The organism is Enterobacter sp. E14S (assembly GCF_055666685.1).
In genome coordinates this window covers 156,476-174,606 of record NZ_JBVODQ010000008.1, presented here as the reverse complement: position 1 = coordinate 174,606, position 18,131 = coordinate 156,476, and the positions used below count along the sequence as shown (strand labels likewise).

At 56.3% G+C, this 18,131-nt stretch carries 17 protein-coding genes, 1 tRNA gene and 1 pseudogene; 5 read left to right on the top strand and 14 right to left on the bottom strand.

Annotated features, from left to right (window positions below):
• Positions 1-21 precede the first annotated feature (21 nt).
• Positions 22-95 (bottom strand) — tRNA-Gly (locus tag ACZ6J2_RS16715).
• 80 nt (positions 96-175) lie between these two features.
• Positions 176-919 (bottom strand): amidase activator ActS, encoded by a 744-nt coding sequence (gene actS, locus ACZ6J2_RS16710; protein WP_471726238.1) that lies wholly within the window; start codon positions 917-919, stop codon positions 176-178.
• A gap of 163 nt (positions 920-1,082) precedes the next feature.
• On the opposite strand from actS, the gene idi reads away from it, so the two are divergent.
• Positions 1,083-1,625 (top strand): isopentenyl-diphosphate Delta-isomerase, encoded by a 543-nt coding sequence (gene idi, locus ACZ6J2_RS16705; protein WP_471726237.1) that lies wholly within the window; start codon positions 1,083-1,085, stop codon positions 1,623-1,625.
• Positions 1,626-1,662: 37 nt separating this feature from the next.
• Here the strand turns inward: idi and lysS are convergent, their stop codons facing one another.
• From lysS to xerD, 5 genes are all read right to left on the bottom strand, one after another.
• Positions 1,663-3,180 carry a lysine--tRNA ligase gene (gene lysS, locus ACZ6J2_RS16700; RefSeq protein WP_023309094.1) on the bottom strand — a complete coding sequence of 506 codons (1,518 nt, stop codon included), beginning with the start codon at positions 3,178-3,180 and terminating at the stop codon, positions 1,663-1,665.
• Positions 3,181-3,189: 9 nt separating this feature from the next.
• Positions 3,190-4,288, bottom strand: a protein-coding gene (prfB, locus tag ACZ6J2_RS16695; protein ID WP_096151315.1) for a peptide chain release factor 2 whose coding sequence is annotated in 2 segments (ribosomal slippage) — positions 3,190-4,212 and positions 4,214-4,288 — 1,098 coding nt in all. Because the reading frame shifts where the segments join, the coding sequence is not laid out codon by codon here.
• Between the two features lie 90 nt (positions 4,289-4,378).
• Positions 4,379-6,112 carry a single-stranded-DNA-specific exonuclease RecJ gene (gene recJ, locus ACZ6J2_RS16690; protein WP_109844606.1) on the bottom strand — a complete coding sequence of 578 codons (1,734 nt, stop codon included), beginning with the start codon at positions 6,110-6,112 and terminating at the stop codon, positions 4,379-4,381.
• A gap of 5 nt (positions 6,113-6,117) precedes the next feature.
• Positions 6,118-6,831 (bottom strand): bifunctional protein-disulfide isomerase/oxidoreductase DsbC, encoded by a 714-nt coding sequence (gene dsbC / locus ACZ6J2_RS16685; RefSeq protein WP_202771235.1) that lies wholly within the window; start codon positions 6,829-6,831, stop codon positions 6,118-6,120.
• A 28-nt stretch (positions 6,832-6,859) separates the two neighbouring features.
• Positions 6,860-7,756 (bottom strand): site-specific tyrosine recombinase XerD, encoded by an 897-nt coding sequence (gene xerD / locus ACZ6J2_RS16680; RefSeq protein ID WP_023309098.1) that lies wholly within the window; start codon positions 7,754-7,756, stop codon positions 6,860-6,862.
• 101 nt (positions 7,757-7,857) lie between these two features.
• On the opposite strand from xerD, the gene fldB reads away from it, so the two are divergent.
• Positions 7,858-8,379, top strand: coding sequence for a flavodoxin FldB (gene fldB, locus ACZ6J2_RS16675; RefSeq protein ID WP_023309099.1), 522 nt, complete (start codon positions 7,858-7,860; stop codon positions 8,377-8,379).
• 6 nt (positions 8,380-8,385) lie between these two features.
• On the opposite strand, the gene ACZ6J2_RS16670 is transcribed toward fldB, so the two are convergent.
• Entirely contained in the window at positions 8,386-8,796 is a 411-nt protein-coding gene (locus ACZ6J2_RS16670; protein WP_471726236.1) for a protein YgfX, read from the bottom strand.
• Positions 8,777-9,043: an FAD assembly factor SdhE gene (gene sdhE, locus ACZ6J2_RS16665; RefSeq protein ID WP_010435322.1), complete on the bottom strand. Its 267-nt coding sequence runs from the start codon at positions 9,041-9,043 to the stop codon at positions 8,777-8,779. Before sdhE ends, ACZ6J2_RS16670 begins: the two co-directional genes overlap by 20 nt.
• Positions 9,044-9,337: 294 nt before the next feature.
• Between sdhE and ygfZ the strand changes: the two genes are divergently transcribed.
• Complete coding sequence (ygfZ, locus tag ACZ6J2_RS16660) at positions 9,338-10,318, top strand: tRNA-modifying protein YgfZ (RefSeq protein ID WP_471726235.1); 981 nt, start codon at positions 9,338-9,340, stop codon at positions 10,316-10,318.
• A gap of 74 nt (positions 10,319-10,392) precedes the next feature.
• On the opposite strand, the gene trhA is transcribed toward ygfZ, so the two are convergent.
• Positions 10,393-11,052, bottom strand: a complete 660-nt coding sequence (trhA, locus tag ACZ6J2_RS16655; RefSeq protein WP_023309101.1) for a PAQR family membrane homeostasis protein TrhA — start codon at positions 11,050-11,052, stop codon at positions 10,393-10,395.
• Positions 11,053-11,217: 165 nt separating this feature from the next.
• Entirely contained in the window at positions 11,218-11,529 is a 312-nt protein-coding gene (gene yqfB, locus ACZ6J2_RS16650) for a N(4)-acetylcytidine aminohydrolase (RefSeq protein WP_471726234.1), read from the bottom strand.
• A gap of 51 nt (positions 11,530-11,580) precedes the next feature.
• On the opposite strand from yqfB, the gene ACZ6J2_RS16645 reads away from it, so the two are divergent.
• Entirely contained in the window at positions 11,581-12,312 is a 732-nt protein-coding gene (locus tag ACZ6J2_RS16645) for a MurR/RpiR family transcriptional regulator (RefSeq protein WP_032660101.1), read from the top strand.
• A gap of 116 nt (positions 12,313-12,428) precedes the next feature.
• Positions 12,429-13,862: a 6-phospho-beta-glucosidase BglA gene (gene bglA, locus ACZ6J2_RS16640; protein WP_471726233.1), complete on the top strand. Its 1,434-nt coding sequence runs from the start codon at positions 12,429-12,431 to the stop codon at positions 13,860-13,862.
• Between the two features lie 67 nt (positions 13,863-13,929).
• On the opposite strand, the gene ACZ6J2_RS16635 is transcribed toward bglA, so the two are convergent.
• From ACZ6J2_RS16635 to gcvH, 3 genes and pseudogenes are all read right to left on the bottom strand, one after another.
• Positions 13,930-14,673 carry an SDR family oxidoreductase gene (locus ACZ6J2_RS16635; RefSeq protein ID WP_471726232.1) on the bottom strand — a complete coding sequence of 248 codons (744 nt, stop codon included), beginning with the start codon at positions 14,671-14,673 and terminating at the stop codon, positions 13,930-13,932.
• Positions 14,674-14,743: 70 nt separating this feature from the next.
• Positions 14,744-17,616, bottom strand: a pseudogene (gene gcvP, locus ACZ6J2_RS16630) (aminomethyl-transferring glycine dehydrogenase).
• A gap of 122 nt (positions 17,617-17,738) precedes the next feature.
• Positions 17,739-18,128 carry a glycine cleavage system protein GcvH gene (gene gcvH / locus ACZ6J2_RS16625; RefSeq protein WP_008499718.1) on the bottom strand — a complete coding sequence of 130 codons (390 nt, stop codon included), beginning with the start codon at positions 18,126-18,128 and terminating at the stop codon, positions 17,739-17,741.
• Between the last annotated feature and the right edge of the window lie 3 nt (positions 18,129-18,131).

Genomic DNA, 18,131 nt, shown 5'->3' with positions numbered 1-18,131 from the left:
CTTATTGATTTATCAGGAGACTGGAGCGGGCGAAGGGAATCGAACCCTCGTATAGAGCTTGGGAAGCTCTCGTTCTACCATTGAACTACGCCCGCTTTGAGGTGCGTATGGCATTATAGACCTTACGCACCTTCATACAAGCCTCTTCACAACTAACCGGCGATAAAATAATCACTTAGCACTTCGGTTTGCTGCCGGGCGCAGGCAGATAACGCTGCGGATCGATGGCCGTCGCCTTATAGCGAATCTGGAAATGCAGCTTCACCGCGTCCGTACCGGTGCTGCCCATGGTGGCAATCTTCTGCCCGGCTTTGACGTTCTGCCCGTTGTTGACCAGCATCGTGTCGTTGTGCGCATAGGCCGTGATGTAGTCTTCGCCATGCTTAATCATGATCAGGTTACCGTAGCCGCGCAGCTGGTTACCCACGTAAACCACCTTCCCTGCCCCGGAGGCATAAACCGGCGTACCGCGCGCAGCGGCGATATCAATACCCTTGTTGCCACCTTCAGAAAGTGAGTAAGGGGCGACCACTTTACCGCTGGCAGGCCAAATCCAGCAGCGCTGTCCAACCGGCGGCCATGACGATTGCGGCACCTGATAGGACGGCGTCACTTTGGCGGTTTTGCCTTTCGAAGAGGATTTTTTACCCGAGGACGATCCGCCGCTCACCTTCAGCTGCTGCCCCACCTCAATGGTGTAGGGCGGAGAGAGGTTATTCAGCCGCGCCAGATCCTTCACGCTGGTCCCCGTTGCGCGCGAAATCCGGTACAGCGTATCCCCGCGCTTAACGGTATAGACCAAACCGGAATAGCTGCCCATATCCGAAGATTTGCTCCCTGAACAGCCCGCCAGCAATAGCGTCAGCGTCAGGCAAAAAATGGCGGTGATGGGGTTTCTCGTCAGGCTTCCTGCAAACAAAACAGATCCTCGGTCAGCGTGAATGGCGCACTATGATAACAGCCAAAACGAATATGGGTCATGCCCTTTTCCGCTCTACGCGCCAAACCGTTCGTATAAGAATGCAGTATAATGATCCGGCTGATGGTGCTGAACCACTCGGCATTTTGGCACTGGAGCATCAATGAGTATTCAAGAACACGTTATTTTGGTAAACGACCAGGGAATGGTGATTGGCACTCAGGAAAAATATGCCGCGCACACCTTACATACCCCGCTGCATCTGGCTTTCTCCTCCTGGCTTTTTAACGCAAACGGCGAATGTCTGATCACCCGGCGCGCCTTAACCAAAAAAGCCTGGCCCGGCGTCTGGACCAACTCCGTCTGCGGCCACCCGCAGTCCGGCGAAGAGACGATACAGGCGATAATCCGCCGCTGCCGCTTTGAAGTGGGCGCTGAGCTGTCCGATATCACGGCCGTCGCCCCTGAATTTCGCTATCGGGAAACCGACCCGTCCGGGATCGTGGAAAACGAAATTTGCCCGGTATTCGCTGCCCGAATCACCAGTGACGTGAAGATAAACGAAGATGAAGTGATGGACTATCAGTGGGTTGAGCTGGACGCGTTATTCCGCGCGCTGGACGCGACGCCCTGGGCCTTTAGCCCGTGGATGGTGATGGAAGCGACGACCGCCCGCGAAAAACTCAAAGCCTTCGCGGCGCAATAAAAAAGCCCCTTTCGGGGCTTTTTTACATCTTAACGACTTATTTCACCGGGCGCATCGCCGGGAACAGGATCACGTCGCGGATGGTGTGGCTGTTGGTGAACAGCATCACCATACGGTCGATACCAATCCCCAGGCCCGCCGTTGGCGGCAGGCCGTGTTCCAGCGCGGTCACGTAGTCTTCGTCGAAGAACATCGCTTCGTCGTCGCCTGCGGCTTTCGCGTCAACCTGATCCTGGAAGCGCTGAGCCTGGTCTTCAGCATCGTTCAGCTCGCTAAAGCCGTTGCCGATTTCGCGGCCGCCGATGAAGAATTCGAAGCGATCGGTGATTTCCGGGTTCTCGTCATTACGACGCGCCAGCGGGGAGACTTCAGCCGGGTATTCGGTGATGAAGGTCGGCTGAATCAGGTGCGCTTCGGCCACTTCTTCGAAGATCTCGGTCACGATACGCCCCAGACCCCAGCTCTTCTCAACCTTGATACCGATGCTTTCGGCGATCGCTTTCGCAGAATCGAAGTTATCCAGATCCGCCATGTTGGTTTCCGGACGGTATTTCTTGATCGCTTCGCGCATGGTCAGTTTTTCGAACGGCTTGCCGAAGTCGAAGACTTCTTCACCGTAAGGAACCTGTGTGGTGCCCAGAATGTCCTGCGCCAGGGTGCGGAACAGGGATTCGGTCAGCTCGATCAGATCTTTGTAATCCGCATACGCCATATAGAGTTCCATCATGGTGAACTCTGGGTTATGACGAACGGAGATACCTTCGTTACGGAAGTTACGGTTGATTTCGAACACGCGGTCGAAACCACCGACCACCAGACGCTTCAGGTACAGTTCCGGCGCGATACGCAGGTACATGTCCAGGTCCAGGGCGTTGTGATGGGTGATGAACGGACGCGCAGACGCGCCGCCAGGGATCACCTGCATCATTGGGGTTTCCACTTCCATAAAGTCGCGGTTGACCATGAACTGGCGGATACCGGCCATGATCTGGGAGCGAATTTTGAAGGTCTTGCGGGATTCATCGTTAGAGATGAGATCCAGGTAGCGCTGACGATAGCGCGCTTCCTGATCCTGCAGGCCGTGGAATTTGTCCGGCAGCGGGCGCAGGGCTTTGGTCAATAGACGCAGCTCGGTGCAGTGGATAGACAGTTCACCGGTTTTGGTTTTGAACAGTTTACCTTTCGCGCCCAGGATATCGCCCAGGTCCCACTTTTTGAACTGCTCGTTGTAGATGCCTTCCGGCAGGTCGTCACGGGAAACGTACAGCTGAATACGGCCGCCCACGTCCTGCAAGGTCACGAAGGAGGCTTTACCCATGATACGACGGGTCATCATGCGGCCTGCAACGGCCACTTCAACGTTCAGCGCTTCCAGCTCTTCGTTCTCTTTCGCGTCGAAGTCAGCGTGCAGTTGGTCTGAGGTATGGTCACGACGAAAATCGTTCGGGAACGGCACGCCCTGCTCGCGCAGCGCTGCCAGCTTCTCGCGGCGGGTTTTCAGTTCGTTGTTAAGATCGACTACCGCGTCAGCGCCCTGTGCTTGTTGTTCAGACATGTTGGTTCCTCATAACCCTGCTTTCAAACTTGCTTCGATAAATTGGTCCAGGCTGCCGTCCAGCACCGCCTGCGTGTTGCGGGTTTCAACCCCGGTACGCAGGTCTTTGATGCGGGAGTCATCAAGGACGTAAGAACGGATCTGGCTGCCCCAACCGATGTCGGACTTGTTGTCTTCCATCGCCTGTTTCTCAGCATTTTTCTTCTGCATCTCCAGTTCATAAAGCTTCGCTTTCATCTGCTTCATGGCCTGGTCTTTGTTCTTATGCTGGGAACGGTCGTTCTGGCACTGTGTTACCAGCCCGGTTGGAATGTGGGTAATACGCACCGCAGATTCCGTACGGTTAACGTGCTGACCACCCGCGCCGGATGCGCGATAAACGTCGATACGCAGGTCCGCCGGGTTAATTTCGATATCAATATCTTCATCAACTTCCGGATAAACAAACGCGGAGCTGAAGGAGGTATGACGACGGCCACCGGAGTCGAACGGGCTCTTACGCACCAGGCGGTGAACGCCGGTTTCGGTACGCAGCCAGCCGTAGGCGTAATCGCCAATGATCTTGATGGTGACGGATTTCAGACCCGCAACTTCACCTTCAGACTCTTCGATAATTTCGGTTTTGAAGCCGCGCGCTTCTGCCCAGCGCAGGTACATACGCGTCAGCATGCTGGCCCAGTCCTGCGCTTCGGTGCCGCCAGAACCAGCCTGAATATCGAGATAGCAGTCAGCGCTGTCGTATTCGCCGGAGAACATACGGCGGAACTCAAGCTGCGCCAGCTTCTCTTCCAGCACGTCGAGTTCTGCCACGGCTTCGTTAAAGGTTTCTTCATCGTCGGCTTCGACGGCCAGCTCCAGCAAACCGGAAACATCTTCCAGCCCCTGAGCCATTTGATCCAGCGTATCTACGATAGCTTCGAGAGAGGAACGCTCTTTACCCAGCGCCTGTGCGCGTTCAGGTTCGTTCCAGACGTCCGGCTGTTCCAGCTCGGCGTTTACTTCTTCAAGACGCTCTTTCTTGGCATCGTAGTCAAAGATACCCCCTAAGAACGTCAGAGCGCTCCGTGAGGTCCTGAATACGGTTTTTTACCGGATTAATTTCAAACATGGTCTGTTTTCTTTTATGGACTTGTCAAAATGCGGTGATAAGAGCGGGATTGTACCGAATCCACGCCCTTTTTTATAGAGATTACTGCCGCTAAATTGGCCAGATATTGTCGATGATGATCTGCAGGGTGCGGTTACCGCGAAACTCGTTGATGTCCAGTTTGTACGCCAGCTCGACCTCGCGCACGCCGTTGTCCGGCCAGATGGAGGTATCGACGTTGAAGGCAATGCCGTCCAGAAGCGGTCCGCCGCCCACAGGCTCGACCATCACTTTCAGATGACGTTCGCCGACGATGCGCTGCTGCAGCAGACGGAAACGACCGTCAAACAGCGGTTCCGGGAACATCTGCCCCCACGGACCGGCATCGCGGAGCATTTGCGCCACGTCCATCGTCATTTCAAGCGGTGAGAGCTCACCATCGGACACCACTTCCCCCTGCAACAGGGCCGGGTCAATCCAGTCGGTGACAAGCTCACCAAACAGACGCTGAAACTCGTCGAATTTCGCCTCTTCCAGAGACAGGCCTGCCGCCATCGCATGGCCGCCGAACTTGATCATCAGACCCGGATACAGCGTATCGAGACGCTCCAGCGCATCGCGCATGTGCAGCCCCTGGATTGAGCGACCAGAGCCTTTCAGCGTGCCGTCACCCGCGGGGGCGAACGCGATCACCGGACGGTGGAAACGCTCTTTAATACGCGACGCCAGAATGCCGACCACGCCCTGATGCCACTCGGGATGGTACATCGCCAGGCCGCCCGGCAGCGTATCGCCGCTGCGTTCAAGCTTTTCGCACAGGGTCAGCGCTTCGGCCTGCATCCCCTGCTCAATCTCTTTGCGTGTCTGGTTCAGCGCGTCCAGCTCGTTGGCCAGCACGCGCGCTTCACCGATGTTGTCGCACAGCAGCAGCGCCACGCCGACGGACATATCGTCCAGCCTTCCGGCTGCGTTAAGACGCGGCCCGAGAGCAAAGCCCAGGTCGCTTGCCGCCAGCTTGAGCGGATCGCGGTTGGCAATCTCCAGAAGCGCCTTGATCCCCGGACGGCACTTGCCCGCCCGAATGCGGCTTAGGCCCTGCCAGGTCAAAATACGGTTATTGGTATCGAGGGGCACCACGTCCGCGACGGTGCCCAGCGCCACCAGATCGAGATATTCTGCAAGGTTCGGTACGGCAATGCCGCGAGAGTCGAACCAGCCCTTATCGCGCAGCAGGGTCCGTAACGCCAGCATCAGATAAAACGCTACGCCCACGCCTGCGAGGGATTTCGACGGGAAATCGCAGTCGCGCAGGTTGGGGTTAATAATCGCTTCCGCATCCGGCAGCGTTTCGCCCGGCAGGTGGTGATCGGTGACCAGCACAGGGATCCCCAAAGCGTGAGCATGATCGACGCCCGCATGGGAGGAGATCCCGTTATCGACGGTCATGATCATCTGTGCACCACGGGCGTGGGCCTGATCGACCACTTCCGGGCTGAGGCCATAGCCGTCTTCAAAACGGTTCGGTACCAGATACGTGACGTTATCGCAGCCCAGCGCGCGCAGGCTGAGCACGCTCAGCGCGGTGCTGGTTGCGCCGTCGGCGTCGAAATCGCCTACCACCACAATCCGCGTACCCTCACGAAGCGCGTTGTAGAGCATCTCAGCGGCTTTTTCGATACCGCTCAGCTGCTGCCAGGGCAGCATCCCTTTCACGCTGCGTTCAAGATCCTCAGCGCGACGCACGCCGCGGCTGGCGTAGAGGCGCTTAAGCAGCGCCGGGAGATCGTCCGGTAAATCAACGGGTTCAACCGCCTCGCGGCGGCGCAATTTTATCGGGGCTTTCACGCGGATTATTTACCACCAAACTGTTTCTGGTGCGCGTCGAGGAACTCTTTCATCTCTTTTGGTCCCTGATAGCCCGGAACGACATAGCCGTTGCTCAGGACAATCGCTGGCGTACCGCTCACGCCAAACTGCACGCCGAGCGCGTAGTGGTTAGCGATATCAATGTCGCAGGAGGCCGGCTTAACGCCTTTGCCGTTCATGGCGTCGTCAAACGCTTTGTTTCGGTCTTTCGCACACCAGATCGCCTTCATGTCCTGCTCTGGCTGGCTCTGCACGCCCGCGCGCGGGAAGGCCAGATAACGCACGGTAATGCCCAGCGCGTTGTAGTCTTTCATCTCTTCATGCAGCTTGTGACAATAGCCGCAGGTGATGTCGGTGAAGACGGTAATAACGTGTTTTTCCTGCGCCGCCTTATAGACGATCATCTCTTTTTCGAGCGCGTTCAGGTTTTTCATCAGCAGCTGGTTGGTGACGTTCACCGGCTGCGCGCCGCTCACGTCGTACATTGGCCCCTGAATAATGTGTTTGCCGTCTTCGGTGACGTACAGCACGCCGCTGTTGGTCAGTACCGTTTTCATGCCGGCAACCGGTGCAGGCTGAATATCGCTGCCGGTGACGCCAAGCTTAGCCAGCGACTGTTTGATGGCGGCGTCGTCCGCATGGGCGAAACCGGTAAATGAGGCTGCCAGCAGGGTGAACAGCGCGATAGACTTTTTCATATGTGATCCTGTTACAATTCGTCGGCACTCACGCACGAGGGTGGTGCTGTTGGTGTAGCTGCCGCAGGCGTTCCGTCGCGACATGGGTGTAAATTTGCGTCGTGGAAAGATCGCTGTGGCCCAGCAGCATCTGCACCACGCGTAAATCAGCGCCGTGGTTTAACAGATGCGTCGCGAAGGCGTGACGCAATACGTGCGGCGAAAGCTTTTCACTGTCGATACCCGCCAGTGTGGCGTAATGCTTGATGCGATGCCAGAACGTTTGCCGCGTCATCTGCTGGGCGCGCTGGCTCGGAAACAGGACGTCGATAGACGTACCATTGAGCAGCCACGGACGACCATGCTCCAGGTACGTTTCCAGCCAGTAAACCGCCTCTTCACCCAGCGGAACCAGCCTTTCCTTGTTGCCTTTACCAATGACGCGCACCACGCCCTGACGCAGGCTGATGTCGCTCATCGTCAGGCCAACCAGTTCCGAAACGCGCAAGCCGGTAGCATACAATAGCTCAAGCATGGCTTTATCGCGTAACTCCAGCGGCAGGTCAACAGCCGGTGACTGTAATAATCTCTCAACTTGTGCTTCGCTGAGATCTTTCGGCAGCCGCTGCGGGAGCTTAGGGGATGCCAGCAGCGCGCTGGGATCGTCTTCGCGAATCTTCTCACGGTAGAGGTGCTGGAACAGCCGACGCATGGCGCTGAGCAAACGCGCGGAGCTGGTGGCTTTGTAGCCCCCAGCAATACGTTCCCCCAGCAGCGCCTGCAGGTCGTCACGCTGCGCGCTCGCAAGGGATAATCCCCGGTGCGCAAGCCACTCCACCAGCATGGTGAGATCGCGACGGTAGGCGCTGAGGGTATTCTCGGCCAGATTTTTCTCCAGCCACAGCGCGTCGAGAAACTGTTCGATCAGTGCGAGATCCTTTTCCACATCAGCCCCTTTGATTCTGCAGTCAGGCCATTATGCCTGATTGCGACCGGTTTCTGGTACACTACGCGCATAGTCAAAGCAAGAATTGAGATAGTTACGCGATGAATATTGGTCTGTTCTATGGTTCCAGCACCTGCTACACCGAAATGGCGGCAGAGAAAATTCGCGACATCATTGGCCCGGAACTGGTGACGTTGCATAACCTGAAAGATGACGCGGTCGCGCTGATGGAACAGTACGATGTCCTGATCCTTGGCATCCCAACCTGGGATTTTGGTGAGATACAGGAAGACTGGGAAGCCATCTGGGATCAACTCGACTCGGTCAATCTCGACGGCAAAATCATTGCCATGTACGGCATGGGGGATCAGCTGGGCTACGGGGAATGGTTCCTCGACGCGCTCGGCATGCTGCATGACAAGCTGGCGCCGAAAGGAGTGTCGTTTATCGGCTACTGGCCAACCGAAGGTTACGAGTTCACCAGTAAAAAACCGATTATTGCCGACGGCGAACTGTTTGTTGGACTCGCGCTGGATGAAACCAACCAGTACGATCTCAGCGATGAGCGCCTGCAAAGCTGGTGCGAGCAGATTCTGGGCGAAATGGCTGAAAAGTTTAGCTAACGCGCATTACCCCTGCGTCGTCTGTTGCAACAGCATCCGGCGCAGGTCTCGCCATTCGGCAGCATCCATACTGTCAGCCGCCAGCCACAGATGCTGGCAACGCCCGCCGTCCACCTTGCGTAACCGTAACATCATGCCGCAGTTGAGCATCCAGGGCATACCGAGAATATCCCACTCTCTACCCTGCCAGCGCAGGCGGGAATCCATCAGTAATTTAATCTCTCCCTGACGGGCATTAATGCGACGCTGGCTGCGAACGCTGTCAAAAACGACAAACGACAGTAACAGCAGCCACAGCGGCGTATAGCTCAGCGGCCAGGGCATCAGTAACACAAAGGCCGCAACCAGGCCGTGGAGCAATAAAGACATCCACTGCGAGCGCCACGAGACGCGAAGATCAGATTGCCACAGGACCACGTTCCCGATTCCGTGTTTGAATTAATTGCACCATCCGTTGCAACTCGGTGTCGGCGGGTTTGCCGTGGTTCATCAGCCAGTTGAACAAATCCGGATCGTCAGACTCAAGCAGGCGAACAAACAGACGCTTATCGTCATCGCTTAAGCTGTCATACTCATATTCAAAGAAAGGCATGATGGAAATATCAAGTTCACGCATGCCGCGACGGCACGCCCAGTGAATACGGGCCTTGTTGTTAATATCCATGTTCAGTTTCCTGCATTACGTTTGGCACAGTCGGTACCCCGTTCAGTGTTCTTTATTTCTCTACGGGGACACCAGCTAGTGTAACGTGTTTTTGACCGTTTCATTACTGGAATATTGCGATCGCCGAGCAGGCTTCCAGAATAATCCCTACAAAGACAGCGGATTACATTATTTTGCGTAGCGCTACGCATAACCGGTTTATGGCACAAATGGCCTGTTGAAAGCGCTTGCATTGCCTGCAGGCTCTTTTACCATTAGGCATTATCAAAGCGTTAAGCAATTCAGGATATCGTTATGGCATATACACCATTTTCTCCTCGCCAGCCCGCCGCCTCTGCGCGTCTGCCGCTGACGCTTATTTCTCTTGATGACTGGGCGCTGGCAACACTCACCGGTGCCGACGCCGAAAAATACCTGCAGGGCCAGGTGACCGCCGACGTCAGTCAGATGACCGAACACCAGCACCTGCTGGCCGCGCATTGCGACCCAAAAGGCAAAATGTGGAGCAATCTGCGACTCTTCCGCCGTCAGGACGGCTTTGCCTTTATTGAGCGCCGCAGCCTGCAAGAGGCCCAGCTCAAAGAGCTGAAGAAGTACGCGGTCTTCTCCAAAGTCACTATCGCCCCGGACGACGAACATGTCCTGCTGGGAGTGGCCGGTTTTCAGGCGCGTGCGGCGCTGAAAAATCTCTTCAGCGAACTGCCGGATGCAGAAAAGCAGGTGGTCAGCGAAGGCGCGACCTCCATCCTGTGGTTTGAACACCCGGCGGAGCGTTTCCTGTTAGTCACGGATGCGGCAACAGCCGAACGCGTGACCGAAGCGCTGCGCGGCGAAGCGCAGCTCAACAACAGTCAGCAGTGGCTGGCGCTGAACATCGAAGCGGGTCTGCCGGTGATTGACGCAGCAAACAGCGCGCAGTTTATTCCTCAGGCAACGAACCTGCAGGCGCTGGGGGGTATCAGCTTTAAAAAGGGCTGTTACACCGGCCAGGAGATGGTGGCGCGTGCAAAATTCCGCGGCGCAAACAAACGTGCGCTGTGGACGCTGGCGGGCCATGCCAGCCGTGTACCTGAAGCGGGTGAAGACTTAGAGCTGAAGATGGGTGATAACTGGCGCCGCACCGGCACCGTGTTAGCCGCCGTACAGCTGGATGATGGACGTCTTTTGGTACAGGCCGTCATGAACAACGACATGGAAGCCGACAGCGTGTTCCGCGTGCGCGACGATGCGAACACGCTGAGCATCGAGCCGTTGCCATATTCGTTAGAAGAGTAATCGTATCCAGGTGCCCTCCCTCTCCCTGTGGGAGAGGGCCGGGGTGAGGGCAACCGCTCGCACGGTGGAAAAAACTACACCTGCCCCACGTACAAATAGATCGCCAAAAAGTGGCATACGCTGCCGCCGAGCACAAAGCCGTGCCAGATGGCATGGTTGTATGGGATGCGCTTGCAGACGTAGAAAATCACGCCGAGCGAGTACACCACGCCACCTAAGGCCAGAAGCGTCACGCCCCCTACCGACAGTTTGACCGCCAGTTGATACACCACAATCAGCGACAGCCAGCCCATTGTCAGATAGGTGACCAGTGACAGCACCTTAAACCTGTGCGCGATGGTCAGCTTAAACAGGATCCCCAGCAGTGCCAGGCTCCAGATAACAATCATCAGGCCACGCGACAGCGGTGAGTTGAGCCCCACCAGCAAAAACGGTGTGTAGGTGCCCGCAATCAGAAGATAGATAGCACAGTGGTCAAATTTCTTGAGCCACATCTTAGCCCGCTGATGCGGGATCGCGTGATACAGCGTCGACGCCAGGAACAGCAGGATCATACTCCCGCCATACAGGCTGTAGCTGGTAATGGCCATCGCGCTGGCATTGGCGTCCACCGCCTGCACCAGCAATAACACTAAACCGACAATCCCAAACACCAGGCCAATGCCGTGGCTGATGCTGTTGGCTACTTCCTCAGCCAGCGAATATCCCTGTGCGATTAATGGTCTGCTCACCATACAAAACTCCGGGAAAACAAAAGATGATTATTCATCGCATAACTATGCTAACTGAGAATGATTCCAGTGAACACCTGTTAGCTAAAATAAAGTTAAACATAACGTTTCTAAATTACAATCAGACAGTTACACTTTAATTTCAGCGAACGTGCGTTTCGATTTTAACTAGAGGTGTTTAAAATCAATCACATAAAACTGGTCCTGCCTGGGGTAGATCTCTGCGATCACGCTTTTCAATGCATCCAGGGTCATATTCTCCTGTTCAGCATGTTTTTGCGTCAATGTGTCGAACGTAACGGTTGACGTTCCTGTTACTTCGATGGTGCAAAAATAACCATCATCCTCATAACGCCCCACCCGCAGGATATCGCCGGTTTTGAAATGGGATTCACTTTTATCCCGGATAGTGATGGTTTTACGCCCGGCCAGGATGTCGTCCTGAAAGCGCTGAAAAAAAGTGATGTCGTTTGGCTGCATGTTATTATTCCCTGAAGAAAAGTCTGATGAGTGAGTGTAGCCATTGTGAGCATGTTCTCCCATTCCGCCATTGCCAGTCTCAATAACCTGGAGATGATGGTCTACAACTATGTCATAAAAAATCGTGACAAAGTGATGTACATGACCATCCGCGAGCTGGCGGATGCGGCAGACGTCTCAACCACGACTATCCTGCGCTTTTGCCGCAAGCTTAACTGCGAAGGATATTCTGAATTTCGGGTGCGCTTTAAGCTTTATCTTGAACAGAACGAGCCCCAGCAGGCGAATTTCGGTGCCAGCGAAATTATCAGCTTTTTTAAAAGCGTGAATAATGAAGAGTTCGATGCGTTATTAGATAAGGCGGTTGATATTATTTTATCGTCAGAGCGAATTATATTTGTCGGTGCCGGAACATCGGGTTCGCTGGCAAAATATGGCGCACGCTTCTTTTCTAATATCGGTAAATTCAGTAACCATATTGATGACCCTTATTTCCCGGTCACCAACGATATGGCGAAAAATGCGCTGGCGATTGTGCTCTCCGTCTCGGGCGAGACCGAGGAGATCCTGCGCTTCGCCAGCCAGTTCAGCCTGCATCACTGCAAGGTGCTCTCGATAACCAGCCACGAGCACTCGCGTCTCGCAAAACTGGCGGACTTTAATCTCTCCTGGCATGTTCCTCAGACGCGTATTGCAGGCGTCTACGACATCACCACGCAAATTCCCGTCATTTATATTCTGGAATCTCTCGGACGTAAACTGGCGAAGAAACTCACAGAATAAAACACCCTGTTTTTTTGATGTAACAAATCACATTTACTGTGAATTGTTATATCGTGACATTCATTTTCGCTTTGCTAGACTCGATGCCAATAAGCCATTTATTGAGAAGAGCAGCGATGAAAAAATTAACCTTACCAAAAGATTTTTTATGGGGCGGCGCGGTTGCCGCTCACCAGGTTGAAGGCGGCTGGAACAAAGGCGGCAAAGGGCCAAGCATTTGTGACGTATTGACCGGCGGCGCGCACGGCGTCCCGCGCGAAATCACCCAGGAAGTAGTGCCGGGTAAATACTACCCTAACCACGAGGCCATCGACTTCCACGGCCACTATAAAGAAGACATCAAGCTGTTTGCCGAGATGGGTTTCAAGTGCTTCCGCACCTCTATAGCCTGGACGCGCATCTTCCCGAAAGGTGACGAAACGCAGCCAAACGAAGAGGGGCTGAAGTTCTACGACGATATGTTCGACGAGCTGCTGAAATACAACATCGAACCGGTGATCACCCTCTCCCACTTCGAAATGCCGCTGCACCTGGTGCAGGAGTACGGTAGCTGGACCAACCGTAAAGTGGTCGATTTCTTTGTGCGCTTCGCGGAAGTGGTCTTTGAGCGCTACAAAAACAAGGTCAAATACTGGATGACCTTCAATGAAATCAATAACCAGCGTAACTGGCGCGCGCCGCTGTTCGGTTACTGCTGCTCGGGCGTGGTCTATACCGAACATGACAATCCGGAAGAGACCATGTACCAGGTCCTGCACCACCAGTTTGTGGCCAGCGCCCTGGCGGTGAAAGCCGCGCGCCGCATCAACCCTGAGATGAAAGTCGGCTGCATGCTGGCCATGGTGGCGCTCTATCCGTTCTCCTGCAAACCGGAAGACGTGATGTTCGCCCAGGAATCCATGCGCGAGCGTTATGTCTTTACCGACGTCCAGCTGCGCGGATACTACCCGTCCTACGTGCTGAACGAGTGGGAGCGCCGCGGCTTCTCCGTAAAAATGGACGCGGGCGACGAGCAGATCCTGCGTGAAGGTACCTGCGACTACTTAGGTTTCAGCTACTACATGACCAACGCGGTGAAAGCGGAAGGCGGTACCGGCGATGCGATTTCCGGTTTCGAAGGCAGCGTGCCGAACCCGCACGTGAAGGCGTCCGACTGGGGCTGGCAGATTGACCCGGTAGGCCTGCGCTATTCCCTGTGCGAACTGTACGAGCGTTATCAGAAACCGCTGTTTATCGTGGAAAACGGGTTCGGCGCCTACGATAAGGTGGAAGAAGACGGCAGCATCAACGACGACTATCGCATCGACTACCTGCGTGCCCACGTGGAAGAGATGATCAAAGCCGTGACGCACGACGGCGTGGATCTGATGGGCTATACGCCATGGGGCTGCATCGACTGCGTGTCGTTCACCACCGGCCAGTACAGCAAGCGCTACGGCTTTATCTACGTGAACAAGCACGACGACGGCACGGGCGACATGTCGCGTTCACGCAAGAAGAGCTTTAACTGGTATAAGGAAGTGATTGCCAGCAACGGCGAGAAACTTTAACGCCGTAACGCCGGGCGGCGCTACGCTTGATCCCCTCTCCCTTTGGGAGAGGGTTAGGGTGAGGGGTTTACTTCCCGCCCGCCAACTCAATAAAACTGCCCGTTACGTACGACGCCTTCTCGCTCAGCAGCCAGACAATCGCCTGCGCCACCTCTTCCGGCTGGCCGCCGCGCTGCATCGGCAGCAACGATTTCACGCGATCCACTCGCCCCGGCTCTCCGCCGGACGCATGAATATCGGTATAAATTAGACCCGGACGCACGCAGTTGACGCGAATGCCCTGCGCCGCCACTTCCAGCGATAGCCCGGTTGTCAGCGAATCGACCGCCCCCTTGGACGCGGCATAATCCACATATTCACCCGGCGCGCCCAGGCGCGACGCGGCGGAAGAGACGTTCACTATCGCCCCACCCTTGCCGCCATGCCTGAAGGACATGCGTTTTACCGCTTCCCGGCAGCAGAGAAAGTAGCCCGTGACGTTGGTCGCCAGGACGCGGTTAATGCGCTCAGCGGAGAGGTTCTCGATAGTGGATTGCTCAAACAGAATGCCCGCATTATTGACCAGCGCACGAAGCGGCTCGCCTTCACGATCGAGGCTGTCAAACATCGCCAGCACCTGGGCTTCATCACTGATATCCGCGCGGACGGCAAACGCTTTACCGCCCTCTTCCACGATCTGGTTGATCACGTCCGTCGCGGCTTTAATGTTGTGGTGATAGTTCACCGCCACGGTGTAGCCTTCGCGCGCCAGCTGCAGCGCGGTGGCTTTTCCAATGCCCCGGCTGGCGCCGGTGACCAGTGCTATTGCCATTCGCTTCTCCCAATAAAAAAGCCGGGTGGCGGCTTCGCCTTACCCGGCCTTTATGACTACACCAATAATATTACTGGTATTCGCTCATCGGCACGCAGGAGCAGAACAGGTTACGGTCGCCGTAGACGTCATCGAGACGCTTCACGGTCGGCCAGTATTTGTTTGCCACGCCTGCCGGGAAGACGGCCAGCTCGCGGGAATAACCGTGGTTCCACTCGGAAACCATCTCATGCTGGGTGTGCGGAGCGTTAACCAGCGGGTTATCTTCCAGCGTCCATTCGCCGTCCTGCACGCGGTCGATCTCCATGCGGATCGCCAGCATTGCGTCGATAAAGCGGTCCAGCTCGGCCTTGCTTTCAGACTCGGTCGGCTCAACCATCAGCGTACCCGCAACCGGGAACGACATGGTTGGCGCGTGGAAGCCGTAGTCAATCAGACGCTTGGCAATATCCAGCTCGCTGATGCCCGTCGCTTCTTTCAGCGGACGAATATCCAGGATGCACTCGTGCGCCACGCGACCGTCGCGGCCGGTATAGAGCACCGGGAAGGCAGACTTCAGGCGAGTCGCAATATAGTTGGCGTTCAGGATCGCCACCTGGCTCGCCTGCTTCAGCCCTTCCGCGCCCATCATGCGGATGTACATCCAGCTGATTGGCAGGATAGAGGCGCTACCGAACGGTGCCGCAGAGACCGCGCCCTGACGGGTCAGCATACCTTCAATCTGCACCACGCTGTGGCCCGGTACAAACGGTGCCAGGTGCGCTTTCACGCCGATTGGGCCCATGCCCGGGCCGCCACCGCCGTGCGGGATGCAGAAGGTTTTGTGCAGGTTCAGGTGCGACACGTCCGCGCCGATAAAGCCCGGAGAGGTAATGCCCACCTGAGCGTTCATGTTCGCGCCGTCGAGGTAAACCTGACCGCCGAACTGGTGCACCACTTCGCACACTTCACGGATAGTCTCTTCGTACACGCCGTGGGTAGACGGGTAGGTCACCATGATGCAGGAGAGCTTGTCGCCCGCCTGCTCGGCTTTCGCACGCAGGTCGACCAGATCGATGTTGCCGTTCTTATCGCACGCCACCACCACCACTTCCATGCCCGCCATCTGCGCAGAAGCCGGGTTGGTACCGTGGGCGGAGCTTGGGATCAGGCAGATATCGCGGTGACCTTCGTTGCGGCTTTCGTGATAGTGACGGATCGCCAGCAGACCCGCGTATTCGCCCTGCGCGCCGGAGTTCGGCTGCATGCAGAGCGCGTCATAACCGGTCAGTTTCACCAGCCAGTCGGAAAGCTGGTTGATCATCATATGATAACCTTCCGCCTGCTCTGGCGGACAGAACGGGTGCAGCTCGGAGAATTCAGGCCAGGTGATCGGGATCATCTCCGCCGCGGCGTTCAGCTTCATGGTGCAGGAGCCCAGCGGGATCATCGCCTGGTTCAGCGCCAGATCCTTGCGCTCCAGAGAGTGCATATAGCGCATCATCTCGGTTTCGCTGTGGTAGCGGTTAAACACCGGATGCGTCAGGATCGCATCGTTACGCAGCATGCTTTCCTGAATGGAGCGGCTGTCGAGCGCGACCTCTTTGTCGAGCGCATCAATTTCCAGACCGTGCGCGTCACCCAGTAACACGCTGAACAGGTTCAGGATATCGTCGCGGGTGGTGCTTTCATCCAGCGTAATGCCGACGGCGTTGTGGATGTCGCTGCGCAGGTTGATCTCTGCTGCATTCGCGCGCGCCAGCACGGCCGCTTTGTCCGCCACTTCCACACACAGGGTGTCGAAGTAGTGAGCGTGGCGCAGCTTAAGGCCTTTCTGCTGCAGACCGCAGGCCAGAATATCGGCCAGACGGTGAATTCGGCTGGCAATGCGTTTCAGGCCAGCCGGGCCGTGGAACACGGCGTACAGGCTGGCGATGTTTGCCAGCAGCACCTGGGAGGTACAGATGTTGGAGTTCGCTTTCTCGCGGCGGATGTGTTGCTCGCGGGTTTGCATCGCCATGCGCAGCGCGGTGTTACCGGCAGCGTCTTTTGAGACGCCGATGATGCGGCCTGGCATAGAGCGTTTGAATTCATCTTTCGCGCCGAAGAACGCCGCGTGCGGGCCGCCGTAGCCCATCGGCACGCCGAAGCGTTGCGCTGAACCGAAGACGATATCTGCGCCCTGTTTACCCGGCGCCGTCAGCAGCACCAGCGCCATAAAATCGGCGGCAACGCTGACAACCACTTTGCGGGATTTCAGCTCGGCAATCAGCGCGCCGTAGTCGTGTACTTCGCCCGTTGTCCCCACCTGCTGCAGCAGCACGCCGAAGACGTCCTGGTGATCCAGCACTTTGTCAGCGTCGTCTACGATCACGTCAAAGCCGAAGGTTTCCGCGCGGTGCGCACCACGTCCAGCGTCTGGGGATGCACGTCCGCCGCAACAAAGAAGCGGTTGGCATTTTTCAGCTTGCTCACGCGTTTTGCCATCGCCATTGCTTCGGCGGCGGCGGTCGCTTCATCCAGCAGCGAGGCGGAGGCGATATCCATACCGGTCAGATCCAGCGTCACCTGCTGGAAGTTCAGCAGCGCTTCCAGACGGCCCTGAGAGACTTCCGGCTGGTACGGGGTGTAAGCGGTGTACCAGCCCGGGTTTTCCAGCATGTTGCGCAGGATAACCGGCGGTAACTGCACGTTGGTGTAGCCCATGCCAATGTAAGACTTATAGCGCTTGTTCAGGCCTGCAATAGCCTTCAGCTCCGCCAGCGCGGCGAATTCCGTGGTGGCTTCCCCCACCTGAGGCGGCGTGGCAAGCTGGATGTCTTTTGGCACAATCTGGCCGATCAGTGCGTTTAATGAATCCGCGCCAACTGTCTTCAGCATCTCCTGCTGTTGCTGAGCATCCGGCCCAATGTGACGTTCAATGAAGGCGCCACGGTTTTCAAGCTGGCTTAAAGTCTGTGTCATGAGCGATGGTTCCTGAAACGTGCAGTGAATTTAAGTTCCCTCTCCCTCTGGGAGAGGGTTAGGGTGAGGGGAAGATGGGCACTCGCCCCTGCCCTCTCCCGAAAGGAGAGGGGGATAAACGATTACTCGTCTTCTAACAGTGCTTCGTACGCGGTCGCATCCAGCAGCGCGGCAACCTGAGATTCGTCGCTGGCTTTGATCTTGAAGATCCAGCCGCCTTCATAAGGCTCGCTGTTCACCAGCTCTGGCGAATCGCTCAGCGCGTCGTTGACGGCAACGATTTCGCCGCTCACAGGGGCATAGATGTCAGATGCCGCTTTTACGGACTCCGCCACGGCGCAGTCGTCGCCCGCACTAACGGTCGTGCCCACGTCAGGCAGGTCAACAAACACCATGTCACCCAGCAGCTCTTGCGCGTGCTCGGTGATCCCTACGGTGTAAGTGCCGTCCGCCTCTTTGCGCAGCCATTCGTGTTCTTTGCTGTATTTCAGTTCTGCTGGCACATTGCTCATTGA

Coding starts and splice junctions, on each gene's coding strand:
- idi (WP_471726237.1), top strand. CDS start 1,083: ATGAGTATTCAAGAACACGTTATTTTGGTAAACGACCAGGGAATGGTG.
- dsbC (WP_202771235.1), bottom strand. CDS start 6,831: ATGAAAAAGTCTATCGCGCTGTTCACCCTGCTGGCAGCCTCATTTACC.
- ACZ6J2_RS16635 (WP_471726232.1), bottom strand. CDS start 14,673: ATGGCAATAGCACTGGTCACCGGCGCCAGCCGGGGCATTGGAAAAGCC.
- yqfB (WP_471726234.1), bottom strand. CDS start 11,529: ATGCAGCCAAACGACATCACTTTTTTTCAGCGCTTTCAGGACGACATC.
- sdhE (WP_010435322.1), bottom strand. CDS start 9,043: ATGGATATTAACAACAAGGCCCGTATTCACTGGGCGTGCCGTCGCGGC.
- lysS (WP_023309094.1), bottom strand. CDS start 3,180: ATGTCTGAACAACAAGCACAGGGCGCTGACGCGGTAGTCGATCTTAAC.
- gcvH (WP_008499718.1), bottom strand. CDS start 18,128: ATGAGCAATGTGCCAGCAGAACTGAAATACAGCAAAGAACACGAATGG.
- ACZ6J2_RS16645 (WP_032660101.1), top strand. CDS start 11,581: ATGTTCTCCCATTCCGCCATTGCCAGTCTCAATAACCTGGAGATGATG.
- bglA (WP_471726233.1), top strand. CDS start 12,429: ATGAAAAAATTAACCTTACCAAAAGATTTTTTATGGGGCGGCGCGGTT.
- trhA (WP_023309101.1), bottom strand. CDS start 11,052: ATGGTGAGCAGACCATTAATCGCACAGGGATATTCGCTGGCTGAGGAA.
- fldB (WP_023309099.1), top strand. CDS start 7,858: ATGAATATTGGTCTGTTCTATGGTTCCAGCACCTGCTACACCGAAATG.
- ygfZ (WP_471726235.1), top strand. CDS start 9,338: ATGGCATATACACCATTTTCTCCTCGCCAGCCCGCCGCCTCTGCGCGT.